We start from the raw sequence: 18,486 nt of genomic DNA, 5'->3' as shown, positions 1-18,486 counted from the left end.
CGTCAGGCAACCCTCTCTTCACCCAAATTCGGCTTTTAGAACCAAGCCAGTAGTGCGACGGCTGCTCGGGTTAATGCAAAAAAAGTTTATTTATTTCATCAGGGTGGGCTAAATAAATTTTTTAATTATATGGAGATACAAATGAAAATATTGATCTTGGGGAGCGGTGGACGAGAGTACTCTATTGCCCGTGCTATAAAAAATGAAGAAGAGGAACATGAACTTTTTTTTCAGCCTGGAAACGGTGCAACAAACAATCTGGGAACAAACCTCGATATCAAAGATTACAATGATTTGGCAGCATTTGCAAAAAAAAATGAGATTGATTTGACTATAGTAGGTCCTGAAGCGCCTCTGGTGGATGGTGTTGTTGACATATTTAAAGCACAGGGACTGACAATTTTCGGACCGGGTAAAGAAGCTGCTCAGCTTGAAGGCTCAAAAGTCTACATGAAAAACTTTTTGGCAAAATACAATATTCCTACCGCAAAATATATAGAGAGTGATTCGATAGAAGAGCTGTTCAGGTTTACAAACACCCTGCAGACACCTATCGTTGTAAAAGCAGATGGTCTGTGTGGCGGAAAGGGTGTTATCATCGCACAATCCCATGATGAGGCAAAAAAAGCAATTTCCGAAATGCTCAGCGGAAAAAGTTTCGGTGATGCGGGTAAAAAAGTAATCGTGGAAGAGTTTTTAGACGGCTATGAACTTTCTATGTTTGCAGTATGTGACGGGAAAGATTATATCTTGCTTCCGGCTGCACAGGATCACAAACGCCTGCTTGACGGTGACAAAGGTCCAAATACAGGGGGAATGGGTGCCTATGCCCCGACTCCGCTTGTAGATGAAACACTGTACCAAAAAGTACGAGAGCGTATTATCCGCCCTACACTTGAGGGCATGCAACAAGAGGGTGCACCTTTTGAGGGTGTACTTTTTATCGGTATTATGGTGGTAAACGGTGAGCCGATTACTCTGGAATTTAATGTACGTTTTGGAGATCCTGAATGTGAAATTCTTATGCCGTTAATGACTTCAAGCGTATCTGACATGTTTTACAAAGCGGCAACAAACCGTTTGGGCGAAATCAAAGTAGAATTTTCAGACCAGTATGCTGTCGGTGTGGTTATGGCGAGTGAAAATTATCCGTACGGACCATCAACGCCTGCTGAAATTATTTTAGATGATGTCAAGCATAAAGAAATAGAAGAAAATACACATATATCTTTTGCCGGTGTTACAATGGAAGACGGGAAGCTCTACGCAACGGGTGGACGTGTTTTGGTATGTGTCGGTTTGGGTGAGAGTATCAAAGAGGCGCGTGACAGAGCCTATATGAGATGTGGACAGGTTCATTTTGCAGGAAAAAAACTTCGTACAGATATCGCCTACCAAGCTCTTTAGGAATTTGAATTTTGAATGAAGAGATTGAAAAACTTCTCAACCGAGAACATTTACAGCTCGCCTCTGTTAAAAAAAGGGCAATGGCATTTTTTATAGATGAAATGCTGCTCTCTTTTTTACTTATTATCGCGATGTCTGATTCATTTGCCAATGCGCAGACGGTTGAAGATATTATTATACTGACAAATACCTATGTATTGCAGTATATTGCGATGAAAATAGTCTATCAGACTTTTTTTGTAATGCAGTACGGGGCTACTTTAGGGAAGCTGGCAATGAAAATAAAGGTTATTGATGTGCGCACACTGGACAATCCGAACTTTGCAGCAGCACTCAACAGGGCAGTTTTCAGAATTATAAGTGAAATGATTTTTTATCTTGGTTTTTTATGGGGAATGTTTGATCCGCAGCGCCAGGCATGGCATGATAAAACCGCAAAAACTTTGGTGATAGATGCTTAAATATTTTCTTTTTTTCCTTCTCGCCTGTATGGGTATTCTGATTGCAGATGACAAGATTGAAATATATGCATCCTCTGTTAAATCAAAAAACAATATTGTGTATGCGGACGGAGGAGTCAGTGTTGTTTACAAAGATTATTTTTTAACTGCTCAAAGAGCGGTGTATAACCAAAAGACGCAAGATTTGGAACTCTTTGGGAAGGTACGGCTCAACCATAACAAAAAGTACAAGATACTCGGAAAATATGCAAAACTCAATTTGGCAAAAAAAGAGCGGTATTTTAAACCGCTTTATCTGCTTGAGAACAAATCTGATGTCTGGATCAGTGCAAATGAAGGTGAATCAAAAGGAGTGCTGCTGGATATCACTTCAGGTTCAGTCAGTGGATGTGATCCTGTAGACCCTTTATGGACAATGGAGTTTTCTTCATCGGAATACAATACAGATTCCAAATGGATTAATTTATACAATGCACGGCTTTATATTTACGATATACCGGTATTTTATACACCCTATTTTGGCTACTCTCTTGATACGACACGGCGTACCGGTCTTTTGAAGCCGTCTTTTGGAGTATCCTCAACCGAAGGGTTTTATTATGAACAGCCGATTTACATTGCCGAACAAAACTGGTGGGATTTAGAAATCAATCCACAGATCAGAACCACAAGAGGAAAAGGACTCTATACTACTTTCAGATTTGTGGATTCTGCTGTTTCACACGGAGAATTCAAAGCAGGATATTTTAAAGAAAACGAGGAGTATTATTTAAAATATAATCTGCAAAATCAATCCCATTACGGATTTAATTTTAAGTATGACAATACAAATCCTCTGAATCAATGGCTTGGACTGGACTTGCCGGGACAGTCCGGAATATATGCAGATATTAACCATATGAATGATGTTGACTACATTAACCTTGCACAAAACAACAATGCACTGCAGCAGGCAACTGCAACACAGGTACTTTCACGAGTAAACCTTTTTTATAATACAAATGACAACTATACAGGTGCCTATTTTAAATATTATGAAGATTTGACACTCCAGACAAATGACAATACACTGCAAAAACTCCCAACTGTTCAATACCATCATTATGTAGATACTTTTTTGAAAGATCATTTGCTGTACTCCTTTGATGTGCAGAGTAATAATATTCAAAGAATCATAAACAAAAAAGTAATTCAAACAGATGTAAATCTGCCTGTAACACTTCAGACGCCATTGTTTGGTGAATATGTCAATCTTTCATACAAGGCAAATCTGTATCTGCAACATTCTCAATTTAGCGGGCATGAACAAAATCCAATTCCGGGTTTTGAATATCATGACGGCTTTTATGCAAGCAACTACAATACTGTTACTGTTTCAACACAGTTAACAAAGGCATATGCAAATTTTAGTCATGTTGTAGGCTTTGAAGTGAGTTATAATGCGAAAGGCTGGAGTAAGAAAGACGGTTTTTATCAGGACAATATGGACTACTGTTCAGATTTTACAAATAAGGCAGATCCAAATTTTGCACAAAGATGTGAGTTTTATAATATAGCAACAATTCAAAATGATACACAGCTAAACTTTCAGCAGTATTTTTATGACAGTACCGCACAGGAGATTATCTATCACAGACTTTCCCAAAACATCTCTTACGAAAATACAAAAGAACGCTATGGTGACCTGGAAAATGAGCTTGACTATAAGATAACGAGTTTTTTGTCCTATTACAATAACATGTTTTATAATTATAAGGAAAAAAAGTTTTCAAAGATTTTGAATCAGGTGTCATTCAACAGGAATGGCGTGAAAATTGCACTCTCACATCTCTATAAAAATACCTTTTTACCAAAAACAGCCACTTATACGCCCTATACAAGTTATCTCACATCAAATGTAAAATATACTTACAACAAACACTATTCTTACAATACAAGCTATAATTATGATTTAGAATCAAAAGAGAGAAAAAGTTTTTCTTTCGGATTTTTGTACACAAAGCGATGTTGGGATTTTGGAGTGCAGTATACCGAAAACAACAGACCTGTCTTGACTACAGTCGGGAGTACAAGTTCCTCTGTGTATGACAGGTTTATATACTTGACTATTGTATTAAAACCGTTAATGAAAGCAAATGCCGGCAGCTCTTTTTTATCGTATAAATTGCCGGATGATACAAGATAGGATGCAAAAAGATGCAAAAGTATAAGCATATTTTACAAGACAGGGAAGATGCAGCACAAAAGCTTCGTGATGTACTTCCTATGCAAAAATTAAAAGAAGAAGCGTGGAATATTGTTGCAGTGTCAAAAGGCGGACTTGAATTGGCTTCACTGATAAAAGGCAAGTTGAAAAATAACCTGGAAATTCTTTTTTTAGAAGCAATTATGGCGCCAAACAATCCTGAATGTGAAGTTGCCAGAGTCAGTGAGACAGAGGAGATTGTCCTCAATGAAGAGTTGATTAATGCCTTTGGAATACAGTATGATTATATCTACGGAGAAGCTCACAGAAAGCATGAAGAGGATATACTTAGCTATATATACAAGTATCGCAAAGGAAGACCGTTTCCTCCTATGAAAAACAAGATTGTTTTACTTGTAGATGAGGGAAGTGAGACAGGAAGCAAGTTTATGACTGCACTCAAAACAGTTTTGGCCCAGAAACCAAAAGCAGTTTATATTGCCAGTCCTGTACTGCCAAGAGATGTTTTAGAATTGTTAGAAACATTCGTAGATGACATATTTTTTCTGTATGATATAGATGACTATGTAGAAACATCATTGTATTATAAGAATTTAACAATAATGGAAGATGAAGAAATAGAAGAAATACTCAGTAAAGATTTAAAGGATAACAGATGACGTATGATGTAAAATTAGAATTAGAAAACAGAGTAGAAGAATACTCCTTTGGTGATGTTGCCAAACAGGCAAACGGTTCGGCATGGCTTAAATCAGGTAAAACTGTAATACTGGCGACGGTAGTAATTGATGAGACTGAGGTTGTCAAAGATGACTTTTTGCCTTTGACTGTACAGTATATAGAAAAAACATATGCAGCCGGAAAAATTCCGGGAGGGTTTTTCAAACGTGAAACAAAGCCGAGTGATTTTGAGACTCTGACATCACGAATAGTAGACAGAAGTCTGCGTCCCTTGTTTCCAAAAGGATTCGGGCACCCGACACAAATTACCATTATGGTATTTTCGGCAGATGCTGAGTCTGATATGCAGCTTCTTGCTCTTAATGCCGCTTCGGCTGCACTTTTTACTTCGGACATAGATATAAACAGCAGTGTATGTGCGGTTCGCGCAGCAAAAGTAGACGGAGAGCTTGTCTTGAACCCAACACTTTCACAGCTGAAGAACTCTACACTGGATTTGTATCTTTCAGGAACGAAGAAAGATTTACTGATGATAGAGATGCGTTCCATCGGCAGTGAAAAGGTTGAGGTTGAAGAGACCTACGAGCCGATGCTTGACCCGATGATGGATCCGAGTCTTGGTACAATAGTGGTAGATACACATGTATCCAATGCAATGAGTGAAGATGAACTGATAGAAGTGCTTGATAAAACAGAAAAAATTCTTTTTGCTTCAAATGTTGAATATGAAGTGGCCTTTGGACCGTATCAAAAAGAGATAAAACCTCTGGAACTCAAAACAGACGGTTTAAATGAAGAGATGGTGGCTTTTGTGAAAGAACGTCATATGCAAGACATCATAGATGCCATGAACCAAATGGCAAAGTCTGAACGCTCAACTGCCTTAAGAAACCTCAGAAAAAGAATTCTTACCAATAATCTGGAGTGGGATGAACTTGAACTCAAAGCGGCAATAGAAGCGGTTAAAAGAGAGCAGGTGCGTGCACAGATACTCAATGAAAAAGTGAGAGCCGACGGACGTACACTGACAGAAATACGTCCTATCAGTATTGATACAAATGTATTGCCGGCTGCGCATTCCTCTTGTCTCTTCACCCGTGGACAGACACAGGCTCTTGTGGTCTTAACGATGGGCGGACCCAAAGATGCGCAAATGTTTGAAGGTTTGACAGATTCCGGCACTCAAAATGAAAACTTTATGGTGCATTATAACTTTCCGGGATTTTCGGTAGGGGAAGCTTCTCCTATTATGGGAACAAAAAGACGTGAACTCGGACACGGAAATTTAGCAAAACGTGCGCTTGAACCGATACTCAACCTTGATGGACAGACAGTCCGTCTGGTGTCTGAAATACTGGAGTCAAACGGTTCTTCTTCAATGGCAACTGTGTGTGGCGGGTATCTTGCACTTAAAGCTGCAGGGCTTGAGACAAGTGATACGGTTGCTGGTATTGCCATGGGTATGATAAGTGACGGAGAGCGTTATGCAATTCTTTCTGACATTATGGGTCTTGAAGATCATGATGGTGATATGGATTTCAAGGTTACCGGTTCGAAAGAGGGTATTACCGCTATGCAGATGGATATCAAACTCGGCGGTGTGAGTCTGAACATTTTAAAAGAAGCATTGTACCAGGCAAAAGAAGGACGTGCACATATTATTGATATTATGCTTGATGCAGAGGCTAAAATAGAATTTAATGACGGCGTACTCCCTGTTACAGAATTTTTTCATATTGATCCGGGATTTATCGGTGAAATTATAGGTCAGGCAGGAAAGACAATCCGTGAAATGATAGAAAAATTTGAAGTGGCGATAGATATAGATAAAAAAGAGGGAAAAGTTAAAATTACGGGTAAAAACAAAAATGGTGTAGAGGGAGCAAAAGAGCATATTCAAAAAATTGTCAATGCACCGAAAAAAGAAAAAATAAAATATGAAGTAGGCGGAAAATACGAAGGGACTGTAAAAAAAATCGTTGACTTTGGTGCTTTTATAGAGTTGCCTGACGGAACAGACGGCCTGTTGCACATATCCAAACTTTCAAAAGACAAACGTGTGGAGAATGTAAGTGATATTTTAAGTGAAGGCGATAAAGTAAAGGTGGAAATTTTAGAATTTAAAGGAAATAAAATTTCTTTAGGTCTTGCATAAGAGAATATTTAGCAAAACTTTCATATAATGCGCTTATCAATTTCTAGTAGGGAAATCTGGGCATTTATGTTCAGGTTGCTTCATTACATGTAATGAGGTTACGCTATCCGAACGGATTGTAATTATTTCAAGGAATATATTATGAAAAAAATTCTTTTTCTTTTAGTAGCTTTTTCTGCTGCTGCATTCGCAAATGACGGTGAGGTTGCCAACCAAACTCTTAAAGCATACTCAATGATCGCTGCGGGTCTCGGTCTTGGTCTTGCTGCATTAGGTGGAGCTATCGGTATGGGTCATACTGCTGCTGCAACTATTGCCGGTACTGCACGTAACCCTGGTCTTGGTGCTAAACTTATGACTACAATGTTCATCGCTCTTGCAATGATCGAAGCACAGGTTATTTATGCACTGGTAATTGCGTTAATCGCACTTTACGCTAACCCGTATTTAGGATAATCTTCAAAGATTACTAAATATACCTCAGACCTGGCTCCCAAAGAGTCAGGTCACTTTTATACCACACAAATGCGCAGGTGGTGGAACGGTAGACACGCAACGTTGAGGTCGTTGTGCCTTCGGGTGTGGGGGTTCAAATCCCCCTCTGCGCACCATAACCCCCTATTTTCGAACTTTCAAAGCAATATTTAAAAACCGGCATAAAAGACAACGGAAGATGAAGTGCATGGACATATATGCTATATTTTGGCAGATACCGTTAAGATAGTTCAGGCTTAGGTTCCGATATTTCATAACCCTGGGCATAATCTATCCCCATTTTTTTTACATAATCATAAACTTCCAAAGAACAGACAAATTCGGCAATGACCGGAATATTTTTCTGGTGCGCATAGTCGAGTATTGTTTTTGCGGTAATCTGGGAGTTTCTGTCTGCAACGATGTTTTTGATAAATACCCCGTCTATTTTTATAAAATCGATTTTTAGGTTGTTGAGCTGTCCGAAATTTGAACACTCAGCGCCAAAGTCATCAATGGCAAGTTTACACCCGAGGTCATGCAAAATATTAAGCGTTTTTTGAATCTCTTTGTGTTTTGCGATACTGTTGTTTTCCAAAATTTCAAAGGTCAGTCGTTCCGGACTGATACTGTATTTTTCAATATTTTTTTTCACAACTGCCATAAACTGCGGATGTTTCAGGTCATAGTCACTGATGTTGACGGTAAAATTATAAACACTGGTCTGAATTTTTTTACAGGCCTCTTCAAGAATTATTTTAAATATTTCAAAGAGCTGTCCGCTGTAGCGGGCGGCATCCAAAAAATGGTAGGGAGAATAGATTTCACCTTCATACTCTATGCGGACAAGACTTTCATATTTTTCAATTTTATCTGTTTTGAGATTTTTTATAGGCTGAAAATAGGTAAGAATTCTATGCTCACTCAGGGCGTCCCGGATTCTTCCTGTCCACAAAGAGTTTGAATGGATAGTGCGGAGAATTGTCAGGTCATCACTGTATTTCTTCAGATTGTTTTTTCCATACAGACGGGCTTCTTTTAAGGCAAATTCTGCTTTTTGTATAATGTTTCCATAGTCATCGATGACAACACCAATGCTGGCAGTCAAATGTATTTTAATACCGTTGATGGAGAAAAGATGGTTGTAAATATCATCTTTTACCTTTGTAATTCTCTGCTCGGTTGTGAGCGTGTCTCCCTGTGTATAGAGCATGGCAAAAACATCTGCTTCAAGGTGAAAAACCTGGGCATCCTGTGTATATTTTTCCAATAAAAAACGGGAAAAAGCCCGCAGAACTTTGTCTCCAAAATCAAATCCGTTGTGGTTGTTAATAACACTGAAATCATCAATATTGATAAGTATGAGAGATTTCTTGCCGCTACTGCTGAGATTTTCAGAGAGTTTGAGCCGATTTGGCAGTTTTGTCACCTCATTTGTAGTCATCTTAGTGTAAATTTCATCTTTTTTGTCTTGAATGTCTTTAAACTGCTGGTACTGTTTGATAGCTGCACGCACAGTCAGAAAGAATTTTTGAGACTCTATGCAGGCGCGTGACCTGTAGTCATTTATATCATAATGCTCAAGAATTTCATCAGTGGGAACAGCTGAGTCTACACTGTCTATAATGACTATGCGCATTGTAGTACTGATTTGTGCCCGAATGTAGTTGATTAATTGCAGTCCGCCGCTTAGTTTTTCTATATTGATATCTATAAAGGCAACAGCGATATCTTTATTGTTTTGAATGATTTTTCGTGCTTCTTCTGCGTTGTGTGCATGAAGTACTTTGAGCTTTTTATGGAAAATGACGGCATCTCCCAACTTTTCCTTTAAAATATCGTGGACAAAAGCATCATTGCCAACCAGTAGTATTTCCCAAAATTTTGTAGACATTATGAACTCCATGCGTTAGTAACTATTATATATCGCTGCTCATAAAACTTTTATTAATCAATTAAATGAGGATTGTCAGAAGGAAAGGCTTTTTATCTGTACTAAGGAGACAAGGAGTCTAATTCCTGCAGATCAGGTTTCGGTTCTGCTATTTCATACCCCTGCACATACTCCACGCCCAAAGCCTTTACATAATCATACACCTCTTTGGAGCAGACATATTCTGCAATGACCGGAATCCCTTTTTTGTGGGCAAAGTCAATAATGGTAGTCGTGACTATCTGAGAGTTTTCATCTGTTATGATATTTTTGATGTAGGCTCCGTCAATTTTAATGAAATCTATGGGCAGGTTGTTAAGCTGTCCAAAGTTTGAACACTGGGCACCAAAGTCATCTATGGCAAGCCGAAAGCCCTCTGTATGGAGTTCATTTAAAAGTACCTGAATATTTTTGTTGTGGGCAATGCTGTCATTTTCCAGAATTTCAAAAGTAATACGGGAATGGGACAGGTTATATTTCTTTACTGTCTTTTTGACTGTCGGAAGAAAATCAGGATACTGCATATCGTACTGGCTGATATTTACCGTAAAAAAGTAAGTGCTTTGGGCAGCTTTTTTACAGGCCTCTTCCAAAACAAACTGAAATATTTTAAATATCTGTCCGCTGTAGAGTGCGGCATCCAAAAAGTGAAAAGGGGAGTAGATCTCATTTTCGTATTCCAGTCTGACAAGGGCTTCGTATTTAATGATTTTACCGGTTTTTACTTCTAAAATAGGCTGAAAATAAGTATGCATTTTATGGTTGTGCAGGGCATCGCGTACCCTTGTACTCCATAGTGAATTGGTATGAATCGTCCGGAGTATGTTCAAATCATCTGTATACTTTTGGATACTGTTCTTGCCGTAACGGCGTGCCTCTTTGAGGGCAAACTCCGCTTTTTGGATGATATTTCCGCGTTGATACAGTGCAATGCCTATACTTGCTGTCAGGCGTGTTTTTATACCGTTGACGTTAAAAATATATTTTGCAATATCGTCTTTGATGCGTAAAATATTCTCTTCGGTTGTTTCATTTCCCTGTTTGAGACACAAGAGTGCGAAATTGTCGGAGTGCAGATGAAAAACCTGGGCATATCTGCCATATTTTTTCTCCAAAAATTTTGCAAAAGCACGCAGTACTTCATTGCCAAAGTCAAACCCGTTATGTTCATTGATGAGGCTGAAGTCGTCTATATTAATGAGTATAAGAGATTTTTCTCCCATTGTGTCCAGATATTCTGAGAGTTTGATTCTGTTTGGCAGATGGGTTACATTATTGGTCGTCATCTTTTTATAGATCTCGTCTCTGCTGGATTTTATCTCTTTGTACTGTTCATACTGTTTGAGGGCAGTTCTGACAATCAGATAAAATTTACCGCTTACAATTTCTTCTCTTTCTTTGTAGCCGTTAATATCATAATGGTCAAAAATTTTATCAGGAGGAACCGGCGAGTTTCCGCTGTCTATCATGACAATTCTTATGTTGCTGTTGTGCAGAACATTTCTTATATGTTCAACAAGCTTCAAGCCTGCGTCGGGTGTTTCCATGGATATGTCAACAAAAGCAATAGCAGTATCAGCATTGTTTTTTAAGAGTTCTTTCGCCTCTTGTGCATTGTGTGCATGGAGGATTTTGACAGGTTTGTTTTGAATAAAGATATTTTGCAGTTCTTTCTTAATGACATTATGCACAGCTACATCATCATCAACGACTAAAATTTCCCAATATTTTTCAGACATCATTATATTTCCTAGTAGTATTAACCATAGCCTAGCATGAAAAAGATTAATATCTGTTTATAATAAACGGGGGGGGGAATACCGTTAAGCCAATAAAAAGCTTTAGTTTTGTGTGACAGTCGGAGCAAAAGCCTTTGTACTGAGTCTGACACTTTGTCCGATTTGGAGATTTTTGGCTTCTGTGGAACTGACGACAACCTCGACGAGTTGCTGTCCTATGGCTACAACAGCGATGTAGATGACATCTGCTTTTTTAATATCGAGCAGTTCTCCTTCAAAAGAAAATTTTTGACTGCCCTGCGTCTTGAGCAAAACCTCTTTTGGTGCGCCGTCATTGATGATTTTTCCGTTTTGTAAAATGATGACACGAGAGGCAAGACGGTATATTTCGCTCGGGTCGTGACTGACCATAATGGTTGTCGTGCCAAACTCTTTATGCAGCACAAGCAGTTCGTTTTGCAGCTTTGTCCGCATAGCAGGGTCAAGTGCCGAGAGGGGTTCGTCAAGCAGTAGTATTTTTGGTTTTTTCATCAAGGCACGGCAGATGCTGACTCTCTGTTTCTGCCCGCCGCTGAGGCTGTTTGGATAGCGTTCTTTGAGGCTGGAGAGTTCACTCAGCGCCAAAAGATGTTCGGCTAATTTTTTGTCATTGTTGACAAAAAGCAGATTTTTTTCTACACTCATATTTTCAAAAAGGGCATACTCCTGAAAAACAAAACCGATGGCTCTTTTTTGAACAGACAGGGCCCCTTTTGCATCAAGCCAGACGCTGTTTTGTACAGTGATGCTTCCTTTAGCCTCTTCAAGCCCTGCTAAAATTCTCAAAAGTGTGGTCTTTCCGCTGCCGCTTTTTCCACTGATGGCTACAAACTCGCCCTCTTTTATATTGAGCTTTACATGTAAAGGCATAATGCCCTGGGCTCCGTGAAGTGTTTTTGTGACATCTATATGTATCATAATCCAAACCTTCTGTTGTGTCTGGCATTAAAGATGTAGACGCTCAGAAGTACTGCAAAAGAGATGCCCACCATTATGGCGCTGTAGATATGAGCGGCAGTGTAGTCCATATTTTCCACCATTTCATAAATGGCTACAGAGGCCACCTTTGTCTCACCCGGTATGCTGCCGCCTACCATTAAAACCACGCCGAATTCTCCGACTGTATGGGCAAAAGTGACAATGACGGCAGTGAGTACCGCCGGTTTCATATTTGGCAGGGCGACAAAAAACAGAGTCTGGAGTTTGCTTTTGCCGGCAATGTAACTCGCTTCAAGCATATTTTTGTTGAGACTCTCAAACCCGTTTTGAAGAGGCTGCACCATAAATGGCAAAGAGTAAAAACAACTTGCCACAACAAGTCCCGTAAAAGAAAAAACAAGTTTGACATCAAAAGTCTCTTCAAAAAAGTGACCGATTGGGGAGCTGTATGCAAATGCCCAAAGCAGATAAAACCCCAAAACAGAAGGGGGCAGAACAATTGGCAAAGCTGTGAGGGCTTCTAAAAAAGGTTTTGTTTGTGATTTTGTCTGTGAGAGAAACCATGCAAGCGGCAGGGCGATACAAAAGAGAATAAAAGCTGTCAACGCCGCAAGTTTGAAGGAGAGCACAAAGGGTTCAAAACTCATGAAACTATCTCCTTGAGTGACAAATCACTTGATTTTATCAGTGCAATGACAGATTCCCCCACATGTAACTGCATTCTTTGCAAAGAATCGCTTGTGATGATGGACTCTAAAACATTGTCATAAAACTGTAACTCTACAACAGACAAGAGCTCTCCGACTTCTATAGAACGCACCGTTACATGTAACTGGTTTGCATGGCTCAGTTCTCCCTGAAGATTTTTTGCTATGGCAATGGCTGTGGGTTTACATGTAAGGAGAACTTCTGTGTTTTGTGTGAGCGTTTGGGGCAATTCAAGGCTCATCATGCCCAGCGTGCTCTCATTACATGTAAAGTGTACTACATGTAAGTTTTGTACTGTTTGGATTGTCTCTGCTTTTGCTGGAATTGTATTCATTGTACACTGTATCCGTACGCTTTGAAAATATCTTTTGCCGGTTGTGAGAGTAAAAAGGTGTAAAAAGAGTGTGCGTCTGCATTGTCTGTGGCATGTTTGAGCAAAACAATACCCTGTGCAATGGGTGTGTAGAGTTTTGGATCAACATCTTTAAAATTGACGCCTTCTTTATAGTGTTTCATTTTAGGCGAAAAGAGTGCTGACTTGGCGATAAAACCCAAATCAGCTGCCGTGACTGCATAGGCAACAGTCTGTCCGACAGACTCTCCGTACACAAGTTTCTTTTTGATTTTTTTATACAAAGAAGCATTTTGCAGTGCCTGACGCGCTGCTATTCCGTAAGGTGCGGTTTGCGGATTGGCTATGGCTATTGTTCTGATATTTTTGTCAAGAACGAGAGCTGTTCCCTGCTGAAACTCTCTTTTTTTTGTGCTAAAAAGAGCAAGCGCGCCCCGGGCATACACAACCGGTTTGGTCAGAGCAAAGCCTTTTTCGTATAATTTTTTTGGATAGGCCATATTTGCAGAGAGAAAAATGTCATAAGGTGCGCCGTGCATTATCTGTGCTGTGAGTTTTCCACTGCTGCCTATAGTCATTTGTATTTTTGTTTGCGGATTGTTTTTCTGAAATTCTTTTATCAGTCGGGGAAGGGCATAACTGACATTTGCCGCGGTTGCAATGTTGAGAGTACCCGCCAAAACAGTTGTAAAGGAGAATAAAAGTATAATAAGATAATTTTTCATTACAAGATTATAGCAGAGAAACCCTAATCGGCAAAACTTACAAATAACTTAAATTCAGTTGTTTATAAGTTTATACGGCTATACTTCCATCAAATAAAATTACTTGAAGGGTTCGAGAATGAAATTTACAAAAATTGCAACTCCTGAACAAATCGATCAAAAATGGGTTTTGATTGATGCTGAGGGTAAAACATTCGGTCGTATGATCACTGAAGTAGCTACTATACTTCGTGGGAAAAACAAACCGTGTTTTACTCCTAATATCGACTGTGGTGACTATGTAGTTATCATCAATGCTTCTAAGGCAAAATTTAACGGTCTTGGAAAAATAGCAAACAAAGAATATTTTTCTCACTCTGGGTACTTCGGTAGCACAAAGAGCGTTAAAATGACTGAGCTTTTAGAAAAGAACCCTGAGAAACTGTATAAGTTGGCAACTCGCGGTATGCTTCCTAAAACAAAGCTTGGTGCTAAAATGCTTAAAAAATTAAAAATTTATGCAGGTGCTGAACATCCTCACACTGCACAAATTGCTAAATAAGGACTGATTATATGGCAAATAAAATATATGCAACAGGTCGTCGTAAAGCCTCTGTAGCAAAAGTATGGTTAACTCCAGGAACCGGTAAAATCACTATCAACGGTCTTTCGTTAGACGCATGGTTGGGTGGACTTGAAGCGAAAAAACTTCGTGTAAAACAGCCATTGGTAGTAACAAAACAAGAAACAAATGTTGATATCGTTGCTACTACTTTAGGCGGTGGTTTCGGTGGTCAGGCAGATGCACTTCGTCACGGAATTTCCCGTGCTTTGGTAGCATACAATCCAGAATTAAAAGCAATGCTTAAACCTGAAGGTATGATGACTCGTGACTCACGTGTTGTTGAACGTAAGAAGCCAGGTAAGCGTAAAGCTCGTCGTTCTCGCCAGTTCTCTAAACGTTAATCGTTTGGAATTTTTATCAATGCTTTTTGCATTGGTAAAATTCTTTTTTATCTCCTCTTTGCAAAGTACACAATAAATTAACTCTATTAGTATATAATGTCTGTTCCATAAAAAAGCAGGTATTTATATGAAAAGAACAACGCTCATTCTCACACTGTTTACCATACTCATAATGCTTCTTTTTCCGTTTTTCGGCAACAGTTTCATGCAAAAACTTATAGATGAAAATATTCAGGTTTTGCAGTCACAGGGTCTGGTACTTAAAAAGAGTACAAAAGAGAGCGGTTATCTTAACACAAAACAGCATTTTGAATTTGTTTTGCAAGATACACAGGCACTGCAAAACTATTTACGTTCTTACACAAAATCAGCAGTGCCGCCGGCTGTAGAGAAAGTTTTTCAAGGTGCGACAATAGGCGCAGATGTTGCCTACAGCAATATTCCCTTTTCAAAGGCTGTGACTGTAGAGGTATATCCTTTGCAGCTTGCAAATACACTTATGCAGGAGATGAAAAAAAACAATCCGCAAGCCTACAGATATTTTACTGATTTTCTTAATGCAAAAGGGCTTTTGTATCATGTAGAGTACAATGTGCTCAGTAGTGATTTTAACGGCTTTGTCAAAGATATAGATACGCATTACAGTGTAAAAAAGAATGCAAATGTGCGTATGCAGTTAGAAGGTATCAGGTTCAGCGGAGAGGGAAGCCTTTTTGCAGCAGAAAATATGACTTTTCATCTACAAACAATGAAGCTCGCTTTGGAAGATGCTGCAAATGCACTCTCTTTTGAGATAAATAATTTGCAAAACAGGAGTGAATTTACATCTTTTTCCCACTATACAACGGATACTAAAGTATTTCAAATCAAGTTTTTGATGAAAAATTCTCAGGATGATATCAATATATCTCTTGGTAATGTGGATATGGCTTCCTCTTCTTCTGAAAAAGACGGCAAAGTGGCATTGCATTCAAAAAGCTTTATAGATACTTTGATATTTCACGCAAATAAATTAAATTTTTCTCTCAAAGCATTGAACAGCGATATCTCTATTGAGGACCTGGACAAACAAAGCTATGAAAAATTTTCGCAGTTACTCACACAGTCAAAACAGATAAAACAGCAGGCCTTGCTTGCCATGCTTGCACACGGTTTACATGTAAAGGTATCGGACCTCTCCTTTGAAAATATAACACTCAACAGGATTGAAGAACTTGGCAGTATGAAAATTCAAAGTGATTTGAAAATAGCACAGGACAAAGATTTTGCCAAAAAACTCAAGATGTCACCTCTGTTGCTGCTTGCAAATGCACAGATGAATATGAAAATAAAAGTGGCAAAAGCACTCTATCTCAAAATGATAGAAGATACACCTGCGGCAGCAGTGATTGTATCCTATGCAAAAGAGGATGCGCAGAGTGTCTATTTTGATATAGCATTTACAGACAGCAGACTTACAGTAAACGGTAAAGTTGTACAGTAATGGCAAAGACGGTTTTTTTTCTTTTTTTTTCCTGGAGTTTCTTCTTGGGCTCTCTCAACGGAGCCACTTTGCATCTGGCTACATCGTCAAATCCTTCAAGGCTCAATCCTGTTTTGGCAACAGATTCTTCTTCCTCGGAAATCAGCTCTTTTATATTTAACGGGCTTGTCAAATATGACAAAGATTCCAAAGAGATTATAGGGGATTTGGCAGAGAAATTTTATTTTAAAGACAATAAAACACTTGTTTTTGAACTGAAAAAAAATGTTTTGTGGCATGACGGCAAAAAATTCAGTGCCAAGGATGTACTCTTTACCTATAAAACACTTCTCTCAGATAAAATAGTTTCTCCTTACAGTTCAGATTTTCGTTTTGTCAAAAGCGTCAGGATCATCAATGACTACAAGATAGAAGTACGATACACAAAACCTTACTTTAAGGCACTTGAGACATGGATGATGGGGATACTCCCCGAACATATTTTAAAAAACGAAAAAAACCTGATGAACGCCTCTTTTAATACACATCCGACAGGGACAGGTCCCTATAAACTGACGCGTCTTGAATACTCAAAAAATATAGAGCTCTCTGCTTTTGATACGTATTTCGAGGGCAGACCAAAGATAGATACTGTTTCTTTCCATGTTATCGGTGATGCAATGACAAGATTTTTGATGCTTAAATCAGGACAACTGGATATCGGCAGTGTAGAGCCTTTCGTCTATGAAAGACAGCTTACTCAGAAATTTTTTGAAAACTTCAATATATATGAAAAAATCACTCTCTCCTATACATATCTCGGATTTAATCTGCGAAAAAAGAAGTTTCAAAATCCGAAAGTCAGACGCGCACTCTCTTTGGCGATTGACAGGCAGGAACTCATCGACATCCTTTTTTTAAAACATGCAAAGGTCTGCACGGGTCCGTTTCTGCCGGGAACAATTGCCTTTAATCCTGATGTCAAAGCTCCGACACAAAATATTGGGGAGGCAAAAAGACTGCTTAAAGAGGCAGGTTATGACGAGCAGCACCCTTTTACTTTTGAAATAGCCACATCAAACGCCAGCTCGATTCGCCCCTATGCGGCAGAAATCCTGCAGTATCAGCTCAAAAAAGCCGGTGTAATTGTCAAGCTGAGAGTCATGGAGTGGCAGGCCTTTTTAAATATGGTGGTTTTTCCGCATAAATTTGACACGGTTCTTTTGGGCTGGGGACTCTCACCTACACCCGACCCCTATATGTTCTGGCACTCAAAAAGCGATAAACCGGGCGGTTTTAACCTTGTAGGCTATCACAACAGTGAAATAGACGCAATGATAGAAAAATCACAGGCGACAATTGACAGAAAAAAACTGGGAGAGCTGTGGAGAAAGATGTTTAAAATCATTGCAGAGGACAACCCTTATCTTTTTTTGTATATTCCAAATTCCATCACGGCCGTGAATAAAAAGATAAAGCATATTCAACCGGCACAAAGCGGTATATGGCACAACTACATACAATGGGAGAAAAACTGACGTGATAATATTATTTGATTTGGACGGCACACTTATAGACTCGACAGAGGCAATTTTGGAGAGTTTTCACAACTCTTTTGCAGTGCACGGCTTCTCTGTACCCGCTGATGCACAGATAAAGGCGCTTATCGGCCATCCTTTGGATGTAATGTACAGAGAACTCGGGGTGGATGAAGCGCTTGTTTTGGATTTTGTCACTACCTACAAAGAGCATTACAGAGAAATTTCCACGCAAAAAACAAAACTCCTGCCCAATGCCAAAGAGGCCGTAGAAGCGGCAGCAGCATTTGCTTCTTTGGGAATAGTGACAACAAAAACAGGAAAATATTCCCGGATTTTAATGGAACATTTCGGATTAATGGATAAATTTGAGGTCCTTGTAGGCAGAGAACATGTGCAAAATCCCAAACCGCATGCGGAACCGATTTTAAAAGCTCTGCAGAGTTTTGATACAAAAAACAAAGAGATATGGATGATCGGAGATACACAGATGGATCTGTTGTCGGCAAAAAATGCCGGTGTCAATTCCATCGGTGTTTTGAGTGGATATGAAGAGAAAAAAAGTTTAAAAAAGTTTTCTGACATTATATTTAATGATTCTTTGGATGCAATCGGTTACCTGAAAAGTAGAAAAACCGCACACTTTATAGTATAAGTTAATCTTAATCATATTATCAAGCTAACTTTAAGTGGGTCTGTTCTAAAATAGAGCTTAAGAATTG

General features: G+C 39.0%; 17 protein-coding genes and 1 tRNA gene. 12 read left to right on the top strand and 6 right to left on the bottom strand.

The genetic code is table 11. The features are described from left to right. Positions 1-141: 141 nt before the first annotated feature. From purD to MLC52_RS11075, 7 genes are all read left to right on the top strand, one after another. Positions 142-1,407, top strand: coding sequence for a phosphoribosylamine--glycine ligase (gene purD, locus MLC52_RS11105; RefSeq protein ID WP_346389718.1), 1,266 nt, complete (start codon positions 142-144; stop codon positions 1,405-1,407). An 11-nt stretch (positions 1,408-1,418) separates the two neighbouring features. Continuing rightward, on the top strand, positions 1,419-1,868 hold the full coding sequence (locus tag MLC52_RS11100) for an RDD family protein (protein WP_151899439.1): 450 nt from the start codon (positions 1,419-1,421) through the stop codon (positions 1,866-1,868). Beyond that, positions 1,861-4,053 carry an LPS-assembly protein LptD gene (locus tag MLC52_RS11095; protein ID WP_434580490.1) on the top strand — a complete coding sequence of 731 codons (2,193 nt, stop codon included), beginning with the start codon at positions 1,861-1,863 and terminating at the stop codon, positions 4,051-4,053. The genes MLC52_RS11100 and MLC52_RS11095 overlap by 8 nt, the downstream gene beginning before the upstream one ends. Positions 4,054-4,064: 11 nt before the next feature. After that, positions 4,065-4,733: a phosphoribosyltransferase gene (locus MLC52_RS11090; RefSeq protein WP_434580488.1), complete on the top strand. Its 669-nt coding sequence runs from the start codon at positions 4,065-4,067 to the stop codon at positions 4,731-4,733. Next, positions 4,730-6,910, top strand: coding sequence for a polyribonucleotide nucleotidyltransferase (locus MLC52_RS11085; protein ID WP_434580487.1), 2,181 nt, complete (start codon positions 4,730-4,732; stop codon positions 6,908-6,910). The genes MLC52_RS11090 and MLC52_RS11085 overlap by 4 nt, the downstream gene beginning before the upstream one ends. 141 nt (positions 6,911-7,051) lie before the next feature. Beyond that, a complete protein-coding gene (locus MLC52_RS11080; RefSeq protein ID WP_151899443.1) occupies positions 7,052-7,366 on the top strand; it encodes a F0F1 ATP synthase subunit C in 315 nt (104 codons plus the stop codon). Between the two features lie 71 nt (positions 7,367-7,437). After that, positions 7,438-7,521, top strand: a tRNA-Leu gene (locus MLC52_RS11075). Positions 7,522-7,625: 104 nt separating this feature from the next. On the opposite strand, the gene MLC52_RS11070 is transcribed toward MLC52_RS11075, so the two are convergent. The 6 genes from MLC52_RS11070 to modA form a co-directional block, all read right to left on the bottom strand. Further along, positions 7,626-9,278 (bottom strand): EAL domain-containing protein, encoded by a 1,653-nt coding sequence (locus tag MLC52_RS11070; protein ID WP_188110016.1) that lies wholly within the window; start codon positions 9,276-9,278, stop codon positions 7,626-7,628. Between the two features lie 101 nt (positions 9,279-9,379). Continuing rightward, positions 9,380-11,059 (bottom strand): EAL domain-containing protein, encoded by a 1,680-nt coding sequence (locus MLC52_RS11065; protein WP_434580484.1) that lies wholly within the window; start codon positions 11,057-11,059, stop codon positions 9,380-9,382. Positions 11,060-11,158: 99 nt separating this feature from the next. Next, positions 11,159-12,013 (bottom strand): ABC transporter ATP-binding protein, encoded by an 855-nt coding sequence (locus MLC52_RS11060; protein WP_434580483.1) that lies wholly within the window; start codon positions 12,011-12,013, stop codon positions 11,159-11,161. Beyond that, positions 12,010-12,681: a molybdate ABC transporter permease subunit gene (modB, locus tag MLC52_RS11055; protein ID WP_151899447.1), complete on the bottom strand. Its 672-nt coding sequence runs from the start codon at positions 12,679-12,681 to the stop codon at positions 12,010-12,012. Before modB ends, MLC52_RS11060 begins: the two co-directional genes overlap by 4 nt. Further along, complete coding sequence (locus MLC52_RS11050; protein ID WP_151899448.1) at positions 12,678-13,076, bottom strand: TOBE domain-containing protein; 399 nt, start codon at positions 13,074-13,076, stop codon at positions 12,678-12,680. Before MLC52_RS11050 ends, modB begins: the two co-directional genes overlap by 4 nt. Next, on the bottom strand, positions 13,073-13,819 hold the full coding sequence (gene modA, locus MLC52_RS11045) for a molybdate ABC transporter substrate-binding protein (RefSeq protein WP_434580480.1): 747 nt from the start codon (positions 13,817-13,819) through the stop codon (positions 13,073-13,075). The genes MLC52_RS11050 and modA overlap by 4 nt, the downstream gene beginning before the upstream one ends. Positions 13,820-13,937: 118 nt before the next feature. Here modA and rplM point away from each other — a divergent pair, with 118 nt between their 5' ends. From rplM to MLC52_RS11020, 5 genes are all read left to right on the top strand, one after another. Beyond that, the gene (gene rplM, locus MLC52_RS11040) at positions 13,938-14,360 is read left to right on the top strand and encodes a 50S ribosomal protein L13 (RefSeq protein WP_151899450.1); all 423 of its coding nucleotides are present in this window, start codon (positions 13,938-13,940) and stop codon (positions 14,358-14,360) included. An 11-nt stretch (positions 14,361-14,371) separates the two neighbouring features. Beyond that, positions 14,372-14,764, top strand: coding sequence for a 30S ribosomal protein S9 (gene rpsI / locus MLC52_RS11035; RefSeq protein WP_151899451.1), 393 nt, complete (start codon positions 14,372-14,374; stop codon positions 14,762-14,764). Positions 14,765-14,891: 127 nt separating this feature from the next. Continuing rightward, positions 14,892-16,247 carry a hypothetical protein gene (locus tag MLC52_RS11030; RefSeq protein ID WP_434580478.1) on the top strand — a complete coding sequence of 452 codons (1,356 nt, stop codon included), beginning with the start codon at positions 14,892-14,894 and terminating at the stop codon, positions 16,245-16,247. Further along, positions 16,247-17,764 (top strand): peptide-binding protein, encoded by a 1,518-nt coding sequence (locus MLC52_RS11025; RefSeq protein WP_434580476.1) that lies wholly within the window; start codon positions 16,247-16,249, stop codon positions 17,762-17,764. The genes MLC52_RS11030 and MLC52_RS11025 overlap by 1 nt, the downstream gene beginning before the upstream one ends. Before the next feature lies 1 nt (position 17,765). Beyond that, complete coding sequence (locus tag MLC52_RS11020) at positions 17,766-18,419, top strand: HAD family hydrolase (RefSeq protein WP_346389711.1); 654 nt, start codon at positions 17,766-17,768, stop codon at positions 18,417-18,419. Positions 18,420-18,486 lie beyond the last annotated feature (67 nt).

The organism is Sulfurimonas sp. NW15 (assembly GCF_051132285.1).
Lineage (GTDB): Bacteria > Campylobacterota > Campylobacteria > Campylobacterales > Sulfurimonadaceae > Sulfurimonas > Sulfurimonas hydrogeniphila.
Note: the sequence above shows the minus strand (reverse complement) of the source record. Positions and strands in the feature narration are given on the sequence as shown.

Bases quoted from the DNA above. Each gene is read 5' to 3' on its own strand.
- purD (WP_346389718.1), top strand. From the start codon at position 142: ATGAAAATATTGATCTTGGGGAGCGGTGGACGAGAGTACTCTATTGCC.
- MLC52_RS11095 (WP_434580490.1), top strand. From the start codon at position 1,861: ATGCTTAAATATTTTCTTTTTTTCCTTCTCGCCTGTATGGGTATTCTG.
- MLC52_RS11090 (WP_434580488.1), top strand. From the start codon at position 4,065: ATGCAAAAGTATAAGCATATTTTACAAGACAGGGAAGATGCAGCACAA.
- MLC52_RS11085 (WP_434580487.1), top strand. From the start codon at position 4,730: ATGACGTATGATGTAAAATTAGAATTAGAAAACAGAGTAGAAGAATAC.
- MLC52_RS11080 (WP_151899443.1), top strand. From the start codon at position 7,052: ATGAAAAAAATTCTTTTTCTTTTAGTAGCTTTTTCTGCTGCTGCATTC.
- MLC52_RS11070 (WP_188110016.1), bottom strand. From the start codon at position 9,278: ATGTCTACAAAATTTTGGGAAATACTACTGGTTGGCAATGATGCTTTT.
- MLC52_RS11065 (WP_434580484.1), bottom strand. From the start codon at position 11,059: ATGATGTCTGAAAAATATTGGGAAATTTTAGTCGTTGATGATGATGTA.
- MLC52_RS11060 (WP_434580483.1), bottom strand. From the start codon at position 12,013: ATGATACATATAGATGTCACAAAAACACTTCACGGAGCCCAGGGCATT.
- modB (WP_151899447.1), bottom strand. From the start codon at position 12,681: ATGAGTTTTGAACCCTTTGTGCTCTCCTTCAAACTTGCGGCGTTGACA.
- MLC52_RS11050 (WP_151899448.1), bottom strand. From the start codon at position 13,076: ATGAATACAATTCCAGCAAAAGCAGAGACAATCCAAACAGTACAAAAC.
- modA (WP_434580480.1), bottom strand. From the start codon at position 13,819: ATGAAAAATTATCTTATTATACTTTTATTCTCCTTTACAACTGTTTTG.
- rplM (WP_151899450.1), top strand. From the start codon at position 13,938: ATGAAATTTACAAAAATTGCAACTCCTGAACAAATCGATCAAAAATGG.
- rpsI (WP_151899451.1), top strand. From the start codon at position 14,372: ATGGCAAATAAAATATATGCAACAGGTCGTCGTAAAGCCTCTGTAGCA.
- MLC52_RS11030 (WP_434580478.1), top strand. From the start codon at position 14,892: ATGAAAAGAACAACGCTCATTCTCACACTGTTTACCATACTCATAATG.
- MLC52_RS11025 (WP_434580476.1), top strand. From the start codon at position 16,247: ATGGCAAAGACGGTTTTTTTTCTTTTTTTTTCCTGGAGTTTCTTCTTG.